General features: G+C 71.9%; 20 protein-coding genes. 14 read left to right on the forward strand and 6 right to left on the reverse strand.

The genetic code is table 11. From position 1 onward, the window contains the following. Positions 1–24 precede the first annotated feature (24 nt). From ACQPYE_RS12365 to ACQPYE_RS12390, 6 genes are all read left to right on the forward strand, one after another. Positions 25–1,311 carry an ABC transporter substrate-binding protein gene (locus tag ACQPYE_RS12365; protein ID WP_498721251.1) on the forward strand — a complete coding sequence of 429 codons (1,287 nt, stop codon included), beginning with the start codon at positions 25–27 and terminating at the stop codon, positions 1,309–1,311. Next, positions 1,311–2,315 (forward strand): carbohydrate ABC transporter permease, encoded by a 1,005-nt coding sequence (locus tag ACQPYE_RS12370; protein WP_498721252.1) that lies wholly within the window; start codon positions 1,311–1,313, stop codon positions 2,313–2,315. Before ACQPYE_RS12365 ends, ACQPYE_RS12370 begins: the two co-directional genes overlap by 1 nt. Further along, positions 2,315–3,208 carry a carbohydrate ABC transporter permease gene (locus tag ACQPYE_RS12375; protein ID WP_498721253.1) on the forward strand — a complete coding sequence of 298 codons (894 nt, stop codon included), beginning with the start codon at positions 2,315–2,317 and terminating at the stop codon, positions 3,206–3,208. Before ACQPYE_RS12370 ends, ACQPYE_RS12375 begins: the two co-directional genes overlap by 1 nt. An 11-nt stretch (positions 3,209–3,219) precedes the next feature. Beyond that, positions 3,220–4,635: a glycoside hydrolase family 1 protein gene (locus ACQPYE_RS12380; protein ID WP_498722890.1), complete on the forward strand. Its 1,416-nt coding sequence runs from the start codon at positions 3,220–3,222 to the stop codon at positions 4,633–4,635. After that, a complete protein-coding gene (locus ACQPYE_RS12385) occupies positions 4,632–5,663 on the forward strand; it encodes a LacI family DNA-binding transcriptional regulator (RefSeq protein ID WP_498721254.1) in 1,032 nt (343 codons plus the stop codon). Before ACQPYE_RS12380 ends, ACQPYE_RS12385 begins: the two co-directional genes overlap by 4 nt. 337 nt (positions 5,664–6,000) lie before the next feature. Further along, positions 6,001–8,715 (forward strand): cellulose binding domain-containing protein, encoded by a 2,715-nt coding sequence (locus ACQPYE_RS12390; RefSeq protein ID WP_498721255.1) that lies wholly within the window; start codon positions 6,001–6,003, stop codon positions 8,713–8,715. A 13-nt stretch (positions 8,716–8,728) separates the two neighbouring features. On the opposite strand, the gene ACQPYE_RS12395 is transcribed toward ACQPYE_RS12390, so the two are convergent. Both ACQPYE_RS12395 and ACQPYE_RS12400 read right to left on the reverse strand, forming a co-directional pair. Continuing rightward, positions 8,729–9,121, reverse strand: coding sequence for a LapA family protein (locus tag ACQPYE_RS12395; RefSeq protein ID WP_498722891.1), 393 nt, complete (start codon positions 9,119–9,121; stop codon positions 8,729–8,731). Between the two features lie 42 nt (positions 9,122–9,163). Further along, positions 9,164–11,818, reverse strand: coding sequence for an nSTAND1 domain-containing NTPase (locus ACQPYE_RS12400; protein WP_498721256.1), 2,655 nt, complete (start codon positions 11,816–11,818; stop codon positions 9,164–9,166). Between the two features lie 269 nt (positions 11,819–12,087). Between ACQPYE_RS12400 and ACQPYE_RS12405 the strand changes: the two genes are divergently transcribed. Further along, entirely contained in the window at positions 12,088–12,633 is a 546-nt protein-coding gene (locus ACQPYE_RS12405; RefSeq protein WP_498721257.1) for an AAA family ATPase, read from the forward strand. Between the two features lie 4 nt (positions 12,634–12,637). Here the strand turns inward: ACQPYE_RS12405 and ACQPYE_RS12410 are convergent, their stop codons facing one another. Next, entirely contained in the window at positions 12,638–13,810 is a 1,173-nt protein-coding gene (locus ACQPYE_RS12410; RefSeq protein ID WP_498721258.1) for an ROK family protein, read from the reverse strand. Between the two features lie 61 nt (positions 13,811–13,871). On the opposite strand from ACQPYE_RS12410, the gene xylA reads away from it, so the two are divergent. Together xylA and xylB are read left to right on the forward strand one after the other, a co-directional pair. Beyond that, positions 13,872–15,008: a xylose isomerase gene (gene xylA, locus ACQPYE_RS12415; RefSeq protein WP_498721259.1), complete on the forward strand. Its 1,137-nt coding sequence runs from the start codon at positions 13,872–13,874 to the stop codon at positions 15,006–15,008. After that, positions 15,008–16,387: a xylulokinase gene (xylB, locus tag ACQPYE_RS12420; protein WP_498721260.1), complete on the forward strand. Its 1,380-nt coding sequence runs from the start codon at positions 15,008–15,010 to the stop codon at positions 16,385–16,387. The genes xylA and xylB overlap by 1 nt, the downstream gene beginning before the upstream one ends. 67 nt (positions 16,388–16,454) lie before the next feature. Here the strand turns inward: xylB and ACQPYE_RS12425 are convergent, their stop codons facing one another. Both ACQPYE_RS12425 and ACQPYE_RS12430 read right to left on the reverse strand, forming a co-directional pair. Then, on the reverse strand, positions 16,455–16,592 hold the full coding sequence (locus tag ACQPYE_RS12425; protein ID WP_498721261.1) for a hypothetical protein: 138 nt from the start codon (positions 16,590–16,592) through the stop codon (positions 16,455–16,457). Between the two features lie 82 nt (positions 16,593–16,674). Next, the gene (locus ACQPYE_RS12430) at positions 16,675–17,415 is read right to left on the reverse strand and encodes a ZIP family metal transporter (RefSeq protein ID WP_498721262.1); all 741 of its coding nucleotides are present in this window, start codon (positions 17,413–17,415) and stop codon (positions 16,675–16,677) included. Between the two features lie 45 nt (positions 17,416–17,460). Between ACQPYE_RS12430 and ACQPYE_RS12435 the strand changes: the two genes are divergently transcribed. Continuing rightward, positions 17,461–18,486 (forward strand): NAD-dependent epimerase/dehydratase family protein, encoded by a 1,026-nt coding sequence (locus ACQPYE_RS12435; protein WP_498721263.1) that lies wholly within the window; start codon positions 17,461–17,463, stop codon positions 18,484–18,486. Positions 18,487–18,493: 7 nt separating this feature from the next. On the opposite strand, the gene ACQPYE_RS12440 is transcribed toward ACQPYE_RS12435, so the two are convergent. Continuing rightward, positions 18,494–18,739: a DUF6480 family protein gene (locus ACQPYE_RS12440; RefSeq protein WP_498721264.1), complete on the reverse strand. Its 246-nt coding sequence runs from the start codon at positions 18,737–18,739 to the stop codon at positions 18,494–18,496. A 76-nt stretch (positions 18,740–18,815) separates the two neighbouring features. Here ACQPYE_RS12440 and ACQPYE_RS12445 point away from each other — a divergent pair, with 76 nt between their 5' ends. The 4 genes from ACQPYE_RS12445 to ACQPYE_RS12460 are packed head-to-tail and all read left to right on the forward strand — an operon-like array spanning position 18,816 to position 20,896. Further along, positions 18,816–19,385, forward strand: coding sequence for a nucleotidyltransferase family protein (locus tag ACQPYE_RS12445; protein WP_498721265.1), 570 nt, complete (start codon positions 18,816–18,818; stop codon positions 19,383–19,385). Beyond that, positions 19,385–19,633: a BON domain-containing protein gene (locus tag ACQPYE_RS12450; protein ID WP_123742686.1), complete on the forward strand. Its 249-nt coding sequence runs from the start codon at positions 19,385–19,387 to the stop codon at positions 19,631–19,633. Before ACQPYE_RS12445 ends, ACQPYE_RS12450 begins: the two co-directional genes overlap by 1 nt. Beyond that, complete coding sequence (locus ACQPYE_RS12455) at positions 19,630–20,358, forward strand: metallophosphoesterase family protein (protein WP_498721266.1); 729 nt, start codon at positions 19,630–19,632, stop codon at positions 20,356–20,358. The genes ACQPYE_RS12450 and ACQPYE_RS12455 overlap by 4 nt, the downstream gene beginning before the upstream one ends. Positions 20,359–20,362: 4 nt before the next feature. After that, the gene (locus ACQPYE_RS12460) at positions 20,363–20,896 is read left to right on the forward strand and encodes a hypothetical protein (protein ID WP_498721267.1); all 534 of its coding nucleotides are present in this window, start codon (positions 20,363–20,365) and stop codon (positions 20,894–20,896) included. Positions 20,897–21,106 lie beyond the last annotated feature (210 nt).

The following is a 21,106-nucleotide window of genomic DNA, read 5'->3' on the forward strand; positions in this document are numbered from 1 at the left end:
CCGCCGATCAACTGAGGAGTTCTCGTGCGCTACCGTCGAGCAGGCTTGGCCAAAGTCATGGCCTGCACCGCAGTGCTTGCCGCAGTCGCCACGGCCTGTGGCTCGGGAGGGTCCGGCACGTCGCCAGATGGCAAGGTCGAGCTGACGATCGCGACCTTCAACGAGTTCGGCTACGAGGAGCTCCTCAAGGAGTACGAGGCCGCGAACCCGAACGTCAAGGTCACGCAGCGCAAGACCGGCCAGGGCGCGCCGCACCACCAGAACCTGTTCACCAAGCTGGGCGCGGGCTCCGGCCTCGCCGACGTCGAAGCCGTCGAAGAGGGCTTCCTCAGCCAGGTCATGGCCAAGTCCGGCCAGTTCGAGGACCTGAAGGAGATCGGCCCGAAGGACGTCCGCGAGGACCGCTGGCTGCAGTGGAAGGTCGACGCGGTCACGACCAAGGACAACAAGCTCATCGGCTACGGCACCGACATCGGCCCGCTGGCCATGTGCTACCGCAAGGACCTGCTCGAGGCCGCGAAGCTGCCGTCCGACCCCGAGGGCGTGAAGGCCCTGTTCGCGACCTGGGACTCGTACTTCGCCGCCGGTGACGCCTACGTCAAGGCGACCGGCAAGCCGTGGTTCGACTCGGCCGCGCAGATCTTCAACCCGATGCACAACCAGGCGGAGAAGGGTTACTTCGACCGCGACGACAAGCTCGTGATCGAGACCAACGACGACAAGAAGATCTTCGACCAGGTCACCGCCGCGGTCGCGGGCGGCCAGTCGGCCAAGCTCGCCGCCTGGAGCCCGGAGTGGCAGACCGGCTTCAAGGAGTCGGCGTTCGCCACCAAGACCTGCCCGTCCTGGATGCTGGGTGTCATCGAGGGCAACGCCGGCCCCGACCACAAGGGCAAGTGGGCCGTCACCGCGGCGTTCCCCGGCGGCGGCGGCAACTGGGGCGGCTCGTACCTGACCGTCCCGAAGCAGGGCAAGAACAAGGCCGAGGCCGCCAAGCTGGCCGGGTGGCTGACCGCGCCGGAGCAGCAGATCAAGGCGTTCAAGGCCAAGGGCACCTTCCCGAGCCAGACCAACGCGCTGATCTCCCCGGAGCTGCTCAACCAGACCAGCGAGTACTTCGGCGGCGAGAAGGTCGGCCTGCTGTTCGCCGAGCAGGCCAACAAGGTCGCGGCGGCCCAGTACAAGGGCCCGCAGGACGGTGAGATCCAGGACAACGTGGTCTCCCCGGCGCTGACCTCGGTCGAGCAGGGCACGTCGCCCGCCGAGGCGTGGGCGAAGGTCATCGAGGGAGCCAAGAAGGCTGCCAAGTAATGACGACCGAGCTTTCGGTCGCGCGCGGGCGGGGCGCCGAGCCCCGCCCGCCGCGGCGCGACGACAACGATGACATCGGTCCGGCCAAGTTGAGCTGGCGCTACCGGCTGACCCGCCTGGACGTGAAGTTCTCGCCGTACCTCTACATCGCCCCCTTCTTCGTCCTGTTCGCGGTGGTGGGCCTCTTCCCGCTGCTCTACACGGCCTACATCTCCCTGTTCGACTGGGAGCTGGGCGCGGACGAGCAGGAGTTCCTCGGGCTGGGCAACTACACCGAGCTGTTGGCCGACTCGCAGTTCTGGAACGCGATGGTCAACACGTTGAGCATCTTCGCGATCTCGACGATCCCGCAGATCATCATCGCGGTGCTGCTGGCCGCGCTGCTCAACACCGCCCTGCGCGGTCGCACCGGCTGGCGGATGGGCGTGCTGCTGCCCTACGTGGCCAGCCTCGTCGCCCTGACCATCATCTTCGGCGACCTGTTCGGCGTGCAGTACGGCACCGTGAACAACATCGTCGAGTGGTTCGGCCTGGACCGGATCGACTGGCAGGCCGACCGCTGGTGGAGCCACGTCGCCATCGCCACCATGGTCAACTGGCGCTGGACGGGCTACAACGCCCTGATCGTGCTGGCCGCCATGCAGGCCATCCCGCGCGACGTCTACGAGGCGGCCTGGGTCGACGGCGCGAGCAAGGTACGCCAGTTCCTCAGCATCACGCTGCCGCTGCTGCGCCCGACGCTGATCTTCGTGATCGTCACGTCGACCATCGGCGGTCTCCAGATCTTCACCGAGCCGTTGCTGTTCTCGCCCTCGGCGGGCGCCAACGGCGGTGCGACCCACCAGTACCAGACGGTGGTGCTCTACATGTACCAGTCCGGCTTCCAGAGCCTCGACCTCGGCTACGCCTCGGCGATGGCCTGGGTCCTGTTCATCGTCGTCATCGCGATCGCGGGGGTCAACTTCCTGCTCACCCGCAGGCTCGCGTCCAGTGGGGAGGCGTGATGGCCACCATCACCGATCGCCCGTCCGCCACCGGGACCAGGGGCGCCAAGCCGCGGCGCTCGAAGGCGGTGTCGCTCTCCGAGCGGCGCCCCGGCTTCGTCGTCTACGGCATCCTGATCGCGTTCATCCTCGGTTCGGCGTTCCCGTTCTACTGGTCGTTCCTCGTGGCCAGCCACGACGACGCGAAGTTCACCGCCGACACGCCCATGCTGCCCGGCGGCAACTTCTTCCACAACGCGGGCCGCGTGCTCGACACGATCCCGTTCTGGAAGGCGCTGGGCAACAGCATCCTCGTCTCCGGCACGGTCACCGTGTCGGTCGTGGTGCTCTCGACGCTGGCCGGCTTCGCGTTCGCCAAGCTGCGCTTCAAGGGCCGCGGACCGCTGATGGTGTTCGTGGTCGCCACCCTCGCCGTGCCGACGCAGCTGGGCATCATCCCGCTGTACATGGCGATGGCGGAGTACGGCTGGTCCGGCACCCTAGGCGCGGTCATCATCCCCAACCTGGTGACCGCGTTCGGCGTGTTCTGGATGCGCCAGTACATCGCCGACGCCGTGCCGGACGAGCTGATCGAGGCGGCCCGCATGGACGGCTGCAGCATGATCCGCACGTTCTGGCACGTGTGCCTGCCCGCGGTGCGCCCGGCCGCCGCCATGCTGGGCATCTTCACGTTCATGACGTCGTGGAACGACTTCCTCTGGCCGCTGATCGTGCTCAACGCGGACAACCCGACGATGCAGATCGCCCTGGAGAAGTTGCAGAGCGGCTACTACGTCGACAACTCGCTAGTGCTCGCCGGGACCACGCTGGCCACGGTCCCGATTCTGATCGTCTTCCTCGTACTCGGTCGGCAGATCGTCGCCGGGATCATGCAGGGTGCTGTGAAGGGGTAGCTGTGGAGTCGATTTCCTTTCCCGAGGGATTCGTGTGGGGCGCCGCGACAGCGGCGTTCCAGATCGAAGGCGCGACCACCGCGGACGGTCGCACCGCGTCCATCTGGGACACGTTCTGCCAGCTTCCGGGCGCGGTGGTGGGCGGTGACACGGGTGACCCCGCCGCCGACCACTACCACCGCGTGGACGAGGACGTCCAGCTGATGGTCGACCTCGGGCTGCACGCCTACCGGTTCTCCACCGCGTGGCCGCGCATCCGCCCGGACGCCGGTCCGGTCAACCAGCCCGGCCTGGACTTCTACTCGCGGCTGGTCGACAAGCTGCTCGAAGCCGGCATCACCCCGTGGCTGACCCTCTACCACTGGGACCTCCCGCAGACGCTGGAGGACGCGGGCGGTTGGGCCAACCGGGACACCGCGTACCGCTTCGCGGAGTACGCCGAGTCCGTCGTCGGCGCGCTCGGCGACCGGGTGGACAACTGGACCACGCTCAACGAGCCGTGGTGCTCGTCGCTGCTCAGCTACGCCGCCGGCGTGCACGCGCCCGGCCGCCAGGAGCCGGAGGCCGCCGTCGCGGCCGTGCACCACCTGCTGCTGGCGCACGGCCTGGCCACCGCGGCGATCCGGGAGCAGGCGCCGAACTCCAAGATCGGCATCACGCTCAACATGTACCCGATCATCCCGGCGGACCCGGACGACCCGGCCGACCTCGACGCCGCGCGCCGGCTCGACGGCCTGCAGAACCGGATCTTCCTGGACCCGCTGTTCAAGGGCGAGTACCCGGCGGACATCGTGGAGGACCTGGAGCCGTACGGCTTCTCGAAGCACATCCGCGAGAACGACCTGGAGATCATCTCCGCGCCGCTGGACCAGTTGGGCGTCAACTACTACGCCGAGCACTTCGTCAGCGGCACCCCCGAGCCGGCCGCGTCCGACTCCTCGGACCAGGTCCAGACCAACGGCCGTCGCCCGACCGGGTCACCGTGGGTGGGCGCGGAGCACGTGTCGTTCCCCAGCCGCGGCCTGCCGCGCACCGACATGGACTGGGAGGTGCAGCCGGACGGCCTGTTCAAGGTCCTCACCCGGGTGCACCAGGACTACCCCAGCATCCCGCTGTACGTCACCGAGAACGGCGCGGCCTACGTCGACTCCATCAACGACGACGGCTCGATCAACGACACCGAGCGCCTCGGTTACATCGAGTCGCACCTCAGGGCCGCTCACGCGGCCATCGAGGCGGGTGTCGACCTGCGCGGTTACTTCGCGTGGTCGCTCATGGACAACTTCGAATGGGCCGAGGGCTACGCCAAGCGGTTCGGGATCGTGCATGTCGACTACGAGACCCAGGTGCGGACGCCTAAGATGAGCGCCATGTGGTACTCGCAGGTTGCCCGTGGCAACGTTCTCGCGGCGACGGTCGCTCCGTGACAGATGCCGTTGACCCGCCCAAGGCGCGACGACCCAACACCCGGCTCGAGGAGGTCGCTCGGGCAGCCGGGGTGTCGAAGTCGACCGTCTCCCGGGTGATCAACGGCGAGCCGTACGTCAGCTCCAGAGCGCGTGAAGCCGTCCACCAGGCCATCGGCAAGCTCGGGTACAGCCCGAACCAGGCGGCCCGGACGCTCGCGGGCAGCCGGGCGAACTGCATCGCCATGGTCGTCTCCGAGCAGGGCAGCCGGGTGCTGAACGACCCGTTCTTCGCCGGTGTGCTGCGCGGTGTGCACGCCGAGCTCGCGGGCAAGCGGGTCCAGCTCGTCCTCATGATGAGCAAGGAGGGCGACGAGCAGGACCTGGTGAACTACCTCTGCGGTGGCCACGTGGACGGCGTGCTGGTGATCAGCCTGCACGGCCAGGACCCGCTGCCCCGCACGCTCGCCGACGCGGGCCTGCCGACCGTGGTCTGCGGCAGGCCCCTCGGCGCCGGCGGAGTGCCCTATGTGGACTCGGACAACTTCAACGGCGCCATGGAAGCGGCTCGCTACCTGGTCGCACGGGGTCACAAGCGCATCGGCACCATCGCCGGCCCCCGGGACATGGCCGTGGGCATGGACCGACTCTCGGGCTGGAAGCGCGGGCTCAGCCAGGCCAGGGTCGACACCGGTCTGGTCGCCTACGGCGACTTCACGCCGGAGAGCGGCGCCGCGGCCATGGCCGACCTGCTCGAGCAGGCCCCGGACCTGGACGCGGTGTTCGTGGGCGCGGACATCATGGCGCTGGGCGCGTTGCAGACCCTGCACGCGCACGGCAAGCGGGTGCCCCACGACGTCGCCGTGGTCGGGTTCGACGACCTGATGATCGCCTCGACCGCCGTGCCGCCGCTGACCACGATCCGCCAGGACGTGGAACAGCTGGGGCGCACCATGACGTGGCGGCTCATGGCGGAGCTGGCCGGCGAGGAGAACCTCCCGCCGTTCCTGCTCCTCCCGACGGCGATGGTCACCCGTTCGAGCGCCTGAAACGATGTAGCAGGACCTCCGCGACCCGGACCTCTCGGTCCGGGTCGCGGCGTTTCGAAGCGATTCGACGTCCAGTTCGACGCGTTCGACGCAGGCACGGTGGGCTGAAACCACAGTTCACTCGGATGGCGTAGCACCGACCCTTGCCGTCAATCGATCAGCCTGGCTACGGTCCAATCCTGCCCATTCTGGGAGCGCTCCCAGATCGGGTGGACCGGTCGTCGCCCGTGCGTTCGGACGCCCGACCCCACGACCCCTGACTCCCCAAGCCAGGGGGGAGGCGGACACCTCTCGCCCACCGCCTCCTCCCACCCCCCGCGCAAAGGAGCGCCGCACGATGGTCCGACGCACACCGCTCACGCGGCTCCTGGCGTTGACCACCGCGGCCGTGGCCGCGCTCGGCGTCGTGCTGGTGACGGCGGCGGCGAGCCCCGCGGCGCCGACCGCCGCCGCGGTCCCCGAGGTGCCGCACACCTGGCGCAACGTGGAGATCCAGGGCGGCGGGTTCGTGCCCGGCATCGTGTTCAGCCCGGCCGAGAAGGACCTGATCTACGCGCGCACCGACATCGGCGGCGCGTACCGGTGGGACAAGACCACCAGCCGGTGGATCCCGCTGCTGGACTGGGTCGGCTGGGACGAGTGGGGCTACAACGGCGTCGCGAGCATCGCGCCCGACCCGAAGAACGCCGACAAGGTCTACGCCGCCGTCGGCATGTACACCAACAGCTGGGACCCGGACAACGGCGCGATCCTGCGCTCCTCCGACCGGGGCGCCACCTGGCAGCGCACCGAGCTGCCGTTCAAGGTCGGCGGCAACATGCCGGGCCGCGGCATGGGCGAGCGGCTGTCGGTCGACCCCAACGGCGGCCGGGTGCTGTACTTCGGCGCGCCGAGCGGCCAGGGCCTGTGGCGCAGCACCGACAGCGGCGCCACGTGGGCGAAGGTGGCGAGCTTCCCCAACCCCGGCAACTACGTCGCCGACCCCGACGACGCCAACGGCTACGCCAACGACATCCAGGGCGTGGTCTGGGTGACCTACGACCCGCGGTCGTCGACGGCGGGCAACGCGACCAGGACCATCTACGTCGGCGTGGCCGACAAGGAGAACACGGTCTACCGCAGCACCGACGCGGGCGCGACGTGGACCCGGCTGGCCGGCCAGCCCACCGGCTACATCGCGCACCAGGGCGAGCTGGACACCGAGGGCGGGTTCCTCTACCTCGCCACCAGCGACACCGGCGGCCCCTACGACGGCGGCAAGGGCGACGTGTGGAAGTACGACACCGCCACCGGCGCGTGGACAAGGATCAGCCCGGTCCCCTCCGACAGCGCGGACGACTACTTCGGCTACAGCGGCCTGACCATCGACCGGCAGGACCCGGACACGCTGATGGTCGCCACCCAGATCTCCTGGTGGCCGGACGTCATCATCTTCCGCAGCACCGACGGCGGCGCGACGTGGACGCGGGCGTGGGACTTCACCAACTACCCCGAACGCAGCTTCCGCTACACCATGGACATCCGGACCTCGCCGTGGCTGAGCTGGGGCGCGAACCCGCAGCCGCCCGAGGTCACGCCCAAGCTGGGCTGGATGGTGGAATCGCTGGAGATCGACCCGTTCGACTCCAACCGGATGATGTACGGCACCGGCGCCACCGTCTACGGCACCACGGACCTGCTCAAGTGGGACGGCGGCGGCCAGATCACGATCAAGCCGACCGCGGCGGGCCTGGAGGAGACCGCGGTGCTCGACCTGATGAGCCCGCCCGCGGGCGTGTCGCTGTTCAGCGGTCTCGGTGACATCGGCGGGTTCCGGCACGCGAGCCTGACCACCGCGCCGTCGATGATGTACCTGCAGCCGAACTTCACCACGACCACCAGCCTCGACTTCGCCGAGCTGAACCCGCAGGTCATGGTGCGCTCCGGCAACGTGGACGGCGCGTCCCACATCGCCTTCTCCACCAACGGCGGTGAGTGGTTCGCGGGCAGCGAGCCCGGCGGCGTCACCGGCGGCGGCACGGTCGCGGCGGCGGCGGACGGCTCCCGGTTCGTGTGGAGCCCGGCCGGTGCGGCGGTGCACCACTCGGTGGGCTTCGGCAACTCCTGGACGCCGTCCACCGGCATCCCGGCGGGCGCCGTCGTCGAGTCCGACCGGGCCAACCCGAACACGTTCTACGGCCTGGCGGACGACACCGTCTACGTCAGCACGGACGGCGGCGCGACGTTCACCGCCGGTGCGACCGCCGACGTGGGCAAGCTGCACGCCGTGCCCGGCAACGAGGGCCACCTGTGGCTGGCCGGCGACGGCGGCCTGTTCCGCTCGACCGACGGCGGCCGGACGGTCACCGCGGTCGCCGGCGTGACGTCGGGCGTCAACATCGGCTTCGGCAAGGCCGCGCACGACAAGCGCTACCCCTCGCTGTACGCGGTGCTGACCATCGACGGCAAGACCGGCGTCTACCGGTCCGACGACGAGGCCGCCCACTGGGTCCGCGTCAACGACGACCGGCACCAGTACGGGAACATGGGCGAGGCGATCACCGGCGACCCGCGCGTCCACGGCCGCGTCTACCTGGGCACCAACGGCCGGGGCATCCTCGTCGCCGAGCCGAGCGGCACCACCAGCAGCAGCAACACGCACCCCACGGACTCGTCGTCGAGCACCACGACGACGACGACCACCACCACCACGACCACCACTGGGACGACGACCGTGACCGACCAGCCGCCACCCGGCTGCTCGGTGCAGTACAAGGTCACGAGCCAGTGGGGAGGGGGCTTCACCGGATCGGTGAAGATCACCAACCGGGACACCAGAGCCGTCACGGGCTGGAACCTGGGCTGGACGTTCGCGAACGGCCAGCGGATCACCAACAGTTGGAACGGCAAGGCGTCGCAGAGCGGCGCCGCCGTCACGATGACCAACGAGGGCTGGAACGGGACCATCGGAGCGGGTGGCTCGGTGGACTTCGGATTCCAGGCGAGCTGGCAGGGCAGCAACGCCACACCCACCGGCTTCACGCTGAACGGTCGGTCCTGTTTCTCGGGCTGAGCACTGAGGACGACTAGCGCAGCCCTCGTTTGGCCTGGCGGCGCAGCTGCATTATCCGGGCTGCGCCGACCAGGGCCACCAGGATCGCCCCGGCGATCGCCGCGAACAGCAGTGCCACGCCCAGCGGCAGCGTGCCCGCCGCGCCGAGGAAGTGGATCGTGGCGTCGGCGAGGTTCTGCAGGATGAACACCAGCAGCACGATCAGCACCACGATCGAGGCCAGCACGGCGACCCACGTGCCGCTGATCCTGGTCGGCTTCAGCTTGGCCCGCGTCCCGGCCGGCCGCTCCGGCGCGCCGACGACCGAGGGCTCGACGGCGCCCGGTCCACGCGGGGCCACCACCGGCGGACCATCGGGGATCGGACCGGTCGGCAGCGCTTCGGTGCGGTCGTCGTCACGCGGCATGGTCACGCGGTGATTATCCGCTCGCGCGCGCCGACCCGCCAATCAACCGCACGGGCGGTCGTAGTCCAGCGCGCCGACCGCGCCGACGTACAGCTGCCACTCCTCGCGGGTGATGTGGGCCGTGACCTCGGCGCACATCTCGGTCACGGCCGTGTCGTAGTCGAACTCCCAGGACCGCGTCGTGCCGTTCGACTTCGAGGTCACCACGTCGGTCGCGGCTTCGCCGAACCCCACCGCGTAGACGCCCTCGGTGAGCCCGTTGACCCGGCCGCGCCCCACCGCGTCCCGCGGGTTCGACACGTCCCACAGCGCCACCACGTCCTGCGCGCCGACCGTGGCGAGCGCGTCGCCGGTCCGGTGGAAGCCGATCGCCTGCACCGCGCCCCGGTGCGCCCGGCCGGACCACAGCTCCGCGGGCTCGGCCGGGTCGCTCACGTCGTACAGCCGGATGTCGCCCTTCGCGGTGCCCAGCGCCAGCGTGCGGTGGTCGTGCGACAGGGCGACCGCGGTGATGTCCCGCCCGGTGTCGAGCTCCGCGAGCGGACGCGGGGCCCTCGGGTCCGACAGGTCCCACAGCCGGACCACGCCCATGACGTCGAAGGTGGCGAGGGTCCGGCCGTCCGGGCTGTGGACGACGCCGACGACCCGGTGCGGCTGGTCGGTCAGGCGGGCCACCTCGACCGGCTCGGTCGGGTCCGACCAGTCCCACACCGCGACACCGGACAGCTCCGAGGCCGTGACGAGCGTGCGGGCGCGGGCCGGGTCCAACGCGATCCGGTCGACCGGGAAGCCGAAGGTGTGCGCGACCTGCGGGGTGTAGTCGGTGACGTCCCAGACCTTCGCCACCCCGTCGACCGCCGTCGTGGCGAACCACCGACCGGCGTCGTCCGGGGCGATCGAGGTCACCGTCTCGTCGGCGGGCCCGAGCACGCGGGGCAGCGCCTGCTGCTCGCGGTCCGGGTCCGACAGCGCCTGGGCGGACGCGAACGCGGAGCGGGCGGCCGTGTCCCGCTGGTCCGTCGCGTGCGCGGTCAGCACGCCGTCGCGCGTCTCGTCGTTCGGGTTGAGGTCGTGGGCGACGATGGCGAGCTGGTCGGCCAGCTGCGCGTCGCTGCTGCGCAGGCTCTGCGACTGGTTGGCCACGTACCAGGCCGCCGACGACTTCCACCCCGCCGCGGCCTCCTTCTGCGCGGTGATCGCGAGCACCACGGCGGTGCCGGCGAGCACCAGCAGCACGGCCAGCAGGGCCACGAGCTGGCGCAACCTGCGGGTGTGCCGGTGGGCGAGCAGCCGTTCCCGGTCGCGGGACTGGAGGCTCTCGGCCAGGAAGTCGCGTTCCTGCGCGCTGGTGCGCACGCCGTCGCGCCGCGTCCACTCGACCGCGGTGTCCAGCCGCGTGCCCCGGTACAGCGCGTCCGGGTCGCGGCCGAGCGACTCCCAGGTGGCCGCGGCCTCGGTGAGCCTGCGCATGGTGCGCAGGCCCTCCCGGTCCTCGGCGAGCCAGCCGCGCAGCCGCGGCCAGGAGCGGATCAGCGCCTCGTGCGCGATCTCCACGCTGTCGCGGTCCAGGGTGAGCAGCCGCGCGTGCGCGAGCCGGTCGAGCACCACGTCGACGTCCACGTCGTGGTCGAGCTCGGCGCGCGGCAGCCGGCGCTTGGTGTCCTCGGTGCCGTCGCCGAGCGCGGTGAGCCGCAGGAACACCTGCCGCGCCAACGCGCGCTGGTGCCGCTCCAGCGAGGTGTAGGTGCGTTCGGCGGTCTGCGCGATGGCGTGCTGGATGCCCCCGGCGGCCTCGTAGCCGGCCAGCGTCAACGTGGTGCCGCGCCGCCGCCGCCAGGTCTCCAGCAACGCGTGCGACATCAGCGGCAGCACGCCCGCCTGGCCGGTGGCGTCCGCGATGAGCCGGGACACCAGCGCCGTCTCCACCGTGCACGACGCCTTCACGGCGGGCTGCATGATCACCTGGCGCAGTTCTTCGGCGCCCATCGGCCCGAGCAGCAGCTGGCCGTCGGCGAGCGCCTCCACCAGCGCCGGGTGCTGCGCGCAGTGACCGTAGAAGTCGGCCCGCACGCCGACCACGACCTTGCACCGCGCGGTCAGCAGGGCGTCGACGTAGGAGGCGCGCTGGTCGGCGTCCGGCCACAGCGTGAAGACCTCTTCGAACTGGTCCACGATGAGCAGGTCGACGTCCAGGTCCGGGTCGGCGGTCTCGCTCGGCGCGGTGACCGCGACCCGGCCGGTCACCCGGGGCACCAGGCCGGCGCGCAGCAGGGACGACTTGCCCGCGCCCGACGCGCCGAACACCGCGATGAACCGGCGGTGCGCGATGCGGCGCTCCAAGTCGTCCAGCAGGTGGTCGCGGCCGAAGAACCACTCGGCGTCCTCGGTGCCGTAGGCCGCCAGGCCCGCGTACGGCGGGTGGCCCTCGTCGGGGTCCGGGTCGGCGCCGGGCAGCACCTCGGCGGCGACCTGCCGCCACCGGTCCTCCCACTCGGCCACGTCGCCCTCGCAGGCGCGCACGTAGGCCAGCGTCACCGCGAGGGTGGGCAGCCTGCGCCCGCCCGCCGCGTCGGACAACGTCGTCGCCGAGTAGTGGGCGCGCGCGCCCATCTGCCGGTAGCTGTGCCCGCCCGCCCTGTCGCGCAACGACCTCAGGTCGGCGGCGAACTTGAGCAACGGGCTGTCACCGACGTCCAACGGGCGTTCTCCGCGCGGCAACCGGTCCACCCCCCTGGCGTCTCTCGACGATTGTCCGCAGTGACAAACGTGCCGTCCAGGCTGTCAGACGCGACCCCGTGGTGTGCCCGCTTCGGGTGACTGCATTCGGGTGACACCTTGAAGGGTGAACACAACGTAGTGACGCCGGTACCAACGGTGTGCGCCCCGATGTGCGTCCATGATCGGCAGAGTATGTGGCGCGGGGACGGTGACCAGGGGGCACCGTCCCCGCCGGTAGGCTCGGCGGGGTGGCCCGACTGATCGCGCTGAACGGTCCGCCCGGGTGCGGCAAGTCGACCATCGCGCGCCGCTACGCGGTCGACCACCCGCCCGCGCTGGCGTTGGACGTCGACCGGGTGCGCGACCTGATCGCGGGCGACCTCGGCGAGGCCGGCCGCCTGGCGCGTGACATCGCCGTCGCCGCCGCCCGGGTGCACCTGACGTCCGGCCACGACGTGGTCGTGCCCCAGTTCCTCGGCCGTCCGGAGTTCCTCGACCGCCTCACCGCGCTGGCGGTCGACGTGGGCGCGACCTACCACGAGGTCGTCCTGACCGACACCGAGGACAACGCGATCCGCCGCTTCACCGAGCGCGGCACCGTCCAGGCCACCCCCGCCGAGCTGTCGGCCATGTACGACGACCTGCGAACGATCATCGCCACCCGCGCCCCCGTGGTCATCCCCTCCGTCGAAGGCGACCCGGACCACACCTACCGGGCCCTCCTGTCCGTCCTGAACCCGCGCGAGTCCTGCGTTCAGGACGACCGTGTCCCACGTTCGGAACACCCGGGTTGAACGCTCAGGACAGGGCGGTGGTCACGTAGGGGTCGGGGTCGGCGAGGATCGCGCGGACGGCGGTGGTCGCGGCGCCCCGCATGGCGGCCTCCGCGCCCAACGACGAGGCGACCACCCGGACGGGCGACCACTCGCCGCCGACCACCCGCCGGTCCAGCTCCGCGTGCAACGGCTCCTGCAACCACGGCTCCAAGCGGGCGTACGTGCCGCCCAGCACCACCGTCGGCAGGTCCAGCAGGTTCACCGCCCCGGACAGCGCCACGCCGAGCCACCGCGCCGCCGAACGCACCGCAGTCGTGGCCGTCCGCTCCCCCGAGGCCAGCCTGACCAGCAGCTCGTCCACCCCCGACACGCCCGCCGCGCGCACGATCTCGTCCTGCCCGGCCAACCGCTCCAGGCACCCCCGCGACCCGCACGCGCACCGCGGCCCGCGCGGGTCGACGGACAGGTGCCCGATCTCGCCGCCGTACCCGGACACGCCCTCGAACAGCGCGCCGCCCACCACGATGCCCGCGCCGATGCCGATCTCGCCCGAGACGTGCAGGAAGTCCGCCGACACGTCCCCGTGCCACAGCTCGGCCAGCGCGGCGAGGTTCGCCTCGTTGCCCACCAGCACCGGCACGTCCAGGTCGACCCGGCGGGTCAGCTCGCCCCGGATGTCCACCTCCCGCCAGCCCAGGTTCGGGGCGACCCGCAGCGACCCGCCGGCCACCTCCACCAGGCCCGGCACGGCCACGCCGACCCCGCCGATCGGCACGTCCTGCTTCGCCGCCGTGCGCACCGCCGTCGCCACCTTGGCCAGCACGCGGGCGGGGGAGGAGGCACGATTGTCGCTGGGGCGCACCCACCGCGCCCGCACCCGCCCGGTGAGGTCGACCAGGCACGTGGCCAGGTAGTCGACCCCGATCTCCACCCCGAGCCCGTGCGGCCCGGTGGGCGACAGGTGCAACGCGGTGCCGCGCCGCCCGGGACCGGACCTGGCCTGCGCCTCGCCCTCGGCCACGAGCCCGGCCCCGATCATCCGGTCGACCAGGCTCGAGACGGTGGCCTTGGTCAGACCGGTGTGGGCGGCCACGGCGGCGCGCGAGGACCCGGGCGCCTCGGCGATGGCGTCGAGCACGAGGGCGGAGTTGTGCCGTCGCACGGTGTGCTGGCTCGCGGGCTGCGGTCTGGACACCACTGGATCCTAGCGGCTGAGTGCGATAAGTTCAGGCATCAAACTTATTGGAGGTGCCCTCGTGGACAACTTCAGCTTCGGCCTGTGGACGGTCGGCTGGCAGGGACGCGACCCGTTCGGCGACGCGACCCGACCCGTGCTGGACGCGCCGCTGGCGGTGCGCAAGCTCTCCGAGCTCGGTGCGTGGGGCATCACGTTCCACGACGACGACCTGTTCCCCTTCGGCGCCGACGCGGCCGAGGTGGGCAAGCGGGTCGCCGCGTTCCGCGCCGCGCTGGACGAGACCGGCATGGTCGTGCCCATGGTGACCACCAACCTGTTCACCCACCCGGTGTTCAAGGACGGCGGCTTCACCAGCAACGACCGCTCGATCCGCCGGTTCGCCCTGCGGAAGGTGCTGCGCAACCTGGAACTGGCGGCCGAGCTCGGCGCCGAGACCATCGTGATGTGGGGTGGCCGGGAAGGCTCCGAGGTCGACGCGGGCAAGCCCGTGTCCGCGGCCCTCGACCGCTACCGCGAGGCCGTCGACACGGTCGCGCAGTACTCGGTCGACCAGGGCTACGGCTTCCGCTTCGCGCTGGAGCCCAAGCCGAACGAGCCCCGCGGCGACATCCTGCTGCCGACGATCGGCCACGCGCTGGCGTTCATCTCGACGCTGGAGCACCACGAGCTGGTCGGCGTGAACCCCGAGGTCGGCCACGAGCAGATGGCGGGCCTCAACTTCGTGCACGGCATCGGCCAGGCGCTGTGGCAGGGCAAGCTCTTCCACATCGACCTCAACGGGCAGAAGGGGCCGCGCTACGACCAGGACTTCGTGTTCGGCCAGGGCGACCTGCTGTCCGCGTTCTTCCTGGTCGACCTGCTGGAGAACGGCGGCTACGACGGGCCCCGGCACTTCGACTACAAGCCGCTGCGCACCGAGGACCTCGACGGCGTGTGGGAGAGCGCGGCGGCCAACATGCGCACCTACAAGCTGCTGCGCGAGCGGTCGGCGGCGTTCCGCGCCGACCCCGAGGTGCAGGAGGCGCTGAAGTACAGCGGCGTGTACGAGCTGGCCGAGCCCACCCTGAACGAGGGCGAGTCGATCGCGGACTTCCTCAAGGGCGAGGACTTCGACCCGGACACGGCCGCCGAGCGCGGTTTCGGGTTCGTGCGCCTGGCGCAGCTGGCGACCGAGCACCTGCTGGGCGCGCGCTGATGGCGCTCGTCGCGGGCGTCGACTCGTCCACCCAGTCCTGCAAGGTCGTGGTCCGCGACGCGGACACCGGCGCCCTTGTTCGACAAGGGCGCGCGACGCACCCGACGGGCACCGAGGTGCACCCCTCCGCGTGGTGGGACGCGCTCCAGACGGCCATCGCGGACGCGGGCGGGCTGGACGACGTGGCCGCCGTGTCGGTGGCCGCGCAGCAGCACGGCATGGTGACGCTCGACGAGGCCGGCGAGGTGGTCCGGCCGGCGCTGCTGTGGAACGACACCCGTTCCGCGCCGGCGGCGGCCGACCTCACCACCGAGCTGGGCGGCCCGGACGAGTGGGCGGAAGCGATCGGCAGCGTGCCGGTCGCCTCGCTCACCGTGACCAAGCTGCGGTGGCTGGCGGCCAACGAGCCGGAGTCGGTCGCCCGCACCGCGGCGGTCTGCCTCCCGCACGACTGGCTGACCTGGAAGCTGTCCGGCGGCACGTCCCTCGACGCGCTGACCACCGACCGCAGCGACGCCAGCGGCACGGGCTACTGGTCGCCGTCCACCGAGGACTACCGGCTGGACCTGCTCGAACTGGCCCTCGGCAAGGTCGTCGCGCTGCCCCGCGTGGTCGGCCCGGCGGAGCTGGTCGGCGGCCGGTTCGGCGCGGGCGCGGGTGACAACGCGGCGGCGGCCCTCGGCGTGCAGGCGCAACCGGGTGACGTCGTGGTGTCCATCGGCACGTCCGGCACGGCGTTCGCGCGCTGGCCGAACCCCGTCGCCGACGGCACCGGCATCGTCAACGGCTTCGCCGACGCGGAGGGCGGCCACCTGCCGCTCGTGTGCACCCTGAACGCCTCGCGAGTGCTCACGTCGACGTCAGCCGTGCTCGGCGTCGACCTGGCGGACCTGTCGGACCTGGCCCTCACCGCGCCGGCGGGCGCGGGCGGCCTCGTCTTCGTGCCGTACCTGGAGGGGGAGCGGACGCCGAACAAGCCCGACTCCACCGGCGCGCTGCACGGCCTGAGGCTGGACACCATGACCCCGGCGCACCTGGCGCGCGCCGCGGTCGAGGGCCTGCTGTGCAGCCTGGCGGACGCGATCGACGCGCTGCGGGCGCTCGGCATGCCGGTCACCCGCGTGCTGCTGATCGGCGGCGGCGCCCGGATGCCCGCCGTCCGGCAGCTCGCGCCGGCGATCTTCGGCTGCCCGGTCCTGGTGCCGGCGCCGAGCGAGTACGTGGCCGACGGCGCCGCCAGGCAGGCGGCGTGGGCGGTGGGCGGCGCGGACACCCCGCCCCACTGGTCGGAACTGGCCTCGACCTCGGTCGAAGCCGACCCGACCCCGTGGGTCCGGGACCGCTACGCCTCGGCGCGCGACCTGACGGTCAACCGCTGACGCGAGTCCGAAAGGGGGCACCTCCGGCCGCGGGGGTGCCCCCTTTCCCCGTGACGGCGTCCGTGGATCACGGGCAGCCCGGCCCACCGGGGAACTGGGCCGCGACCAGCCGCGACACCAGCGCGGCGTCGATGCCGGCGCGTCCGTCCGGGAAGTCGGCACGTCCGTCGGGGAAGTCCACCGTGCCCCGAGCCTGTCCACCCACCGGCTGCCGTGGCAACGCGTTTTCGCCACTTCCGCGCGCCACCGTCATCGAGCCGGCTCGATCCAGTCGGGGCCGGCCCGGTTCAGAGGTGGGACAGCGCGAACGCGCTCAGGAAGCCGGCCACCGTCACGACGCCCACCAGCAGGTGGGCGTCCTCGAACGCCTCGGGGATCATGGTGTCGGTGATCATCGACAGGATCGCCCCGCCGGCGAACGCGGTGATCCCGGCGAGCCACTGGGGCGGCGCGTCGGCCAGCAGCCCGTAACCCGCCATCGCCGCCAGCCCGCTCACCACCGCGATCCCGGTCCACAAGCCGAACACGTACCGCCGCGACCGGCCGGCCGCGCGCATGCCCGCCGCCGACGACAACCCCTCCGGCACGTTGCTGACGAACACCGCCGCCACGGTCACCGCGCTCACCCCGCCGCCGGCGAGCAGGCTCGCCCCGATCACCACCGACTCCGGGATGCCGTCCAGCAGCGCGCCGACCGCGATGGCCGTGCCGGACCCGCTCTGCTCCGACTCCGACGGTTGCAACCCGCCCGACCTCTTCCGGTGGCGTGCGCCGCGCTTGGCCAGCGCCACGTTCGCCGCCGTGTAGACCAGGGCCCCGAGCGCGGCGCCGGACGCCGTGGGCAGCAGCCCGCCCAGCTCGTGCGCCTCGGCGATCAGGTCGAACGACACCGCCGACATCAGCACACCGCTGCCGAAACCCATCACCCCGGCGACCACGCCGCGCGGCACCCGCGCCAGGTAGCCCACGAGCGCGCCGAGCAGCAGCGCGGAACCGGCCAGCAACCCCCACCCCGCCGCCTGGAGCACCCGGCCTCCCCGTGTCACCCCGCGTGGAGCGGGTACCCGACCGCCATGAGGATCGTCGTCACCGGCGCCACCGGCAACCTGGGCACCGCGCTGCTGCGCCGTCTCGCCGACGAACCGGAGATCAGCGCGCACGGCGTCTCCCGCCGTCCACCCCAGGCCGAACCCCCGTACGACGCGGTCACCTGGACCCCGGTCGACCTCAGCCGCGAAGGCGCCGAGGAACCGCTCACCGAGGCCTTCCGCGACGCCGACGCCGTCGTGCACCTCGCCTGGCGCATCCAGCCCGGCCACGACGAACGCGCCCTCTACCGGGCCAACGTCGCCGGCAGCGAGCGCGTGTTCACCGCCGTGGCGAAGGCCGGCGTCCCGCACCTCGTCCACATGTCGTCCGTCGGCGCGTACTCGCCCGCCTCGAAGAACCGCACCGTGGACGAGACCTGGCCGACCGACGGCCTCGCGAACTCCTACTACAGCCGGCAGAAGGCCGCCGTCGAGCACCTGCTCGACCAGGTCGAACGCGACCAGCCGCGGCTCGTCGTGACCCGCGTCCGCCCCGGCCTGGTCCTCCAGCCGGAGGCCGCCGCCGAGATCAAGCGGTACTTCCTCGGGCCCCTGGTGCCGCACGCCCTGTTCCGGCCCGGCGTCCTCGCCAAGCTGCCCGTCCTGCCCCTGCCACGCGCGATGGTGCTGCAGTTCGTGCACGCCGACGACGTGGCCGACGCCCTCGTGAAGATCCTCACCACCCGGGCCGAGGGCGCGTTCAACCTCGTGTCCGAGCCGGTCGTGACGCCGCGGGTGCTGGCCGAGGTCATGGGCACGCGGCACGTGGCGATCCCGCCGGCCGTCCTCCGCAACGCCGCGCGGATCAGCTGGCGCCTGCGCCTGCAACCCACCTCGCACGGCTGGGTCGACCTGGCCCTCACCGCGCCGCTGCTGGACGCGACCAAGGCGTTCGCCCGGTTGGGCTGGGTGCCGCGGCACAACGCCCGCGACACCCTCGGGCAGCTCCTCGACGGCCTCGGCCGCAAGGAGGGCCTGCACCCCAGCCCCCCGCTGAAGCCCGGCCGGTAACCCCGGGTCAGAAACCCCCGAACAGGTTCGTCCACCCCATCACCTGGGCCACGACGAACGCCAGCGCCAGCAGCGTCACGACCAGCACGGCCACCAGCGTGACGATCGGGGCGCGCCGCGACGGCATGGGCTGCGGGTGGGACAGGCCGGAGGTCTGACCGGAGTCGGGCGGTGTCTCGCCGGGGGAGACCCCGCCACCGGGCTCCAGGCCGGGCGTGCGGGCGGGGTCGGGGTCGGGCGGTGTGGCAGTCATGCCGAGAGGACTACCCCGTGCGGGCGGCACTACCCGCAGCCGTGTGAACACGCAGCCGTACGGGTAGTCAGCACCCATGAGTGGTGTCCAAGACGAGTTGCTGCGCACGTTGACCAAAGTCGCCAAGGCCCTGCGCGCGCACGACATCCCGTTCGCGCTGGCGGGCGGGTGCGCGGTGTACGCCAGAGGTGGTCCCGCGACGGAGCACGACGTGGACATCCTGGTCCGGGAGGAGGACGCCAGCGCGGCGGTGAGCGCGCTCGTCTCGGCGGGCATGAGGGCAGCGACGCCACCGGAGGACTGGTTGCTGAAGGTCTACGACGGCGATTCGCTGGTGGACCTGCTGTTCCGGCCCAACGAGGTGCCGGTGACCGACGCGACGCTGTCGCGGGCCGAGGAGTTGCAGGTCGGGTCCGTGGTGCTGCCGGTCATGCCCGCCACCGAGGTGCTGATCGGCAAGCTGCTCGTCCTCGACGGCCACCGCTGCGACTTCAGCGAGCTGCTGCCGTTCGCCCGCGCGCTGCGCGAGCAGATCGACTGGGAGCGCGTCCGCGAAGCCACCAAGCACTCCCCCTACGCCGAGGCGTTCCTCGTGCTGGTCGAACGCCTCGACCTCCTGCACTCACCGATGACCAGGAGCGCCTGATGACCGCAGAGCAATATCTCTCCGCCCGGCTGCGCCAAGCGCTGGCCGAGGACCCTCGCACCACGGAGCTGGGCGTGCGGGTCACCGTGCGCGGCGACCACGTGCTGCTGTCCGGTGACGTGGCCAGTCCGGAGCGCCGCGCGGAGCTCGAAGCCGTGATCCACGACGTGGCGCCGGAGTTGACCGTGCTCGACGACGTGAAGGTGGTGCCGTCCGACGCGCCGGTCGGCCGAGAGGAGATTCGATGATCCGCATCGCCGCGGTGGGTGACGTGCACCTGGGCGAGGACGCGCGTGGTCGGTTGCGGCCCGCGCTGGACGAGCTGGGCGACTGCGCCGACGTGCTGCTGCTGGCCGGTGACCTGACCCGGCACGGCACGGTGTCCGAGGCGCGGGTGGTGGCCGACGAGTTCGGCGGGCTGCCCGTGCCGGTGGTCGCGGTGCTGGGCAACCACGATCACCACGACGACAAGCCGCACGAGGTGACCGCCGTGCTGCGCGACGCCGGCATCACCGTGCTGGAGGGCGAGACCACCACCATCGGCGTGGACGGCCACACGTTGGGCGTCGCCGGGGTGAAGGGCTTCGGCGGCGGGTTCGCGGGCAAGTGCGGCAGCGCGTTCGGCGAGCCGGAGATGAAGGCGTTCATCCGGCACACCACCGAGATCGCCGACTCGCTCCGGACCGCGCTCGGCAGCCTCGACGCCGACGTGAAGGTGGCGTTGACGCACTACTCGCCGGTGCCGGACACGCTGCGCGGCGAGCCGCCGGAGATCTACCCGTTCCTCGGCTCCTACCTGCTCGGCGAGGCGATCGACGCCAACGACACGCAGCTCGCGGTGCACGGGCACGCGCACTTCGGCAACGAGCACGGCATGACGCCCGGCGGCGTGCGGGTGCGCAACGTCGCGCAACCGGTCATCCGGTCGGCGTACACGGTCTACTGCGTGGAACCCGCCGTGGTGGAGGTGTAGCCGCATGGAGGGAGAACCCAGGGCAGGCGGCCCGTCCGTGGTGTGGGCGGGACCGCCCGACGCGCCGGCGGTGGTCGTGCTCGACCCGGCCGGTGTCGGCAGGCACGGCGACCTGCCGGGCACGTGGCGCCCGTTGACGGAGCACTTGCAGGTCATGTGGTGCCGCCTGCCCGCGGCGGACGAGCCGTGGCACGAGGTGGACGAGGTGCTGTCCGAGTTCGCCGACCGCGCGGTGCCGGTGCACCTGGTGGCCGGCGCGGCGGCCGGCTCCGGCGTCGGGGAGCTGATCCACCGGCACCAGGACCTGCTCACCTCCGCCCAGACCTTCGCCGCCCCCGTGCCGCTCGGGCACCCGGAGGTGGTGCTGGAGGTCCTGCGCGAGCTGCTGGCCCAGGACGTGGAAGACCCCCGGGCCCCGGGTGGGGGCGACCAGCCCGCGAGCGGCGGCCCGCCCGAGGCGGCTTCGCTGCTCGGTGACGCGGCTTCCGCGCTGCGCCGGTCGGTGGGTCAGCTGTTCGACCGGTTGAAGGACGGCTAGCGAAGGCGCCGCTCGCACGCCGAGGCCCGCAGGTGGATCCGCCTGCGGGCCTTCGCGCACGCCCGGCTACCCGCCACCACCGGCCACGGGTCAGTTCGAGGTGGCGGTCTTGAAGGTGTGCGGGGGTGCCGGCACGCGAGGCCGACGACACTCCCACGCCCTGCCGGAAAACAACTCGATCCAGTGACGGGCGGTTGCCTGCCCCACGAC

Source organism: Actinosynnema sp. CA-299493 (assembly GCF_050946825.1).
In the GTDB taxonomy this organism is placed as follows: domain Bacteria; phylum Actinomycetota; class Actinomycetes; order Mycobacteriales; family Pseudonocardiaceae; genus Actinosynnema.

Excerpts from the sequence above, each read along its gene's own strand:
- ACQPYE_RS12370 (WP_498721252.1), top strand. The coding sequence starts at position 1,311 with ATGACGACCGAGCTTTCGGTCGCGCGCGGGCGGGGCGCCGAGCCCCGC.
- ACQPYE_RS12375 (WP_498721253.1), top strand. The coding sequence starts at position 2,315 with ATGGCCACCATCACCGATCGCCCGTCCGCCACCGGGACCAGGGGCGCC.
- ACQPYE_RS12390 (WP_498721255.1), top strand. The coding sequence starts at position 6,001 with ATGGTCCGACGCACACCGCTCACGCGGCTCCTGGCGTTGACCACCGCG.
- ACQPYE_RS12395 (WP_498722891.1), bottom strand. The coding sequence starts at position 9,121 with ATGCCGCGTGACGACGACCGCACCGAAGCGCTGCCGACCGGTCCGATC.
- xylB (WP_498721260.1), top strand. The coding sequence starts at position 15,008 with ATGGCGCTCGTCGCGGGCGTCGACTCGTCCACCCAGTCCTGCAAGGTC.
- ACQPYE_RS12435 (WP_498721263.1), top strand. The coding sequence starts at position 17,461 with ATGAGGATCGTCGTCACCGGCGCCACCGGCAACCTGGGCACCGCGCTG.
- ACQPYE_RS12440 (WP_498721264.1), bottom strand. The coding sequence starts at position 18,739 with ATGACTGCCACACCGCCCGACCCCGACCCCGCCCGCACGCCCGGCCTG.
- ACQPYE_RS12445 (WP_498721265.1), top strand. The coding sequence starts at position 18,816 with ATGAGTGGTGTCCAAGACGAGTTGCTGCGCACGTTGACCAAAGTCGCC.
- ACQPYE_RS12450 (WP_123742686.1), top strand. The coding sequence starts at position 19,385 with ATGACCGCAGAGCAATATCTCTCCGCCCGGCTGCGCCAAGCGCTGGCC.
- ACQPYE_RS12455 (WP_498721266.1), top strand. The coding sequence starts at position 19,630 with ATGATCCGCATCGCCGCGGTGGGTGACGTGCACCTGGGCGAGGACGCG.
- ACQPYE_RS12460 (WP_498721267.1), top strand. The coding sequence starts at position 20,363 with ATGGAGGGAGAACCCAGGGCAGGCGGCCCGTCCGTGGTGTGGGCGGGA.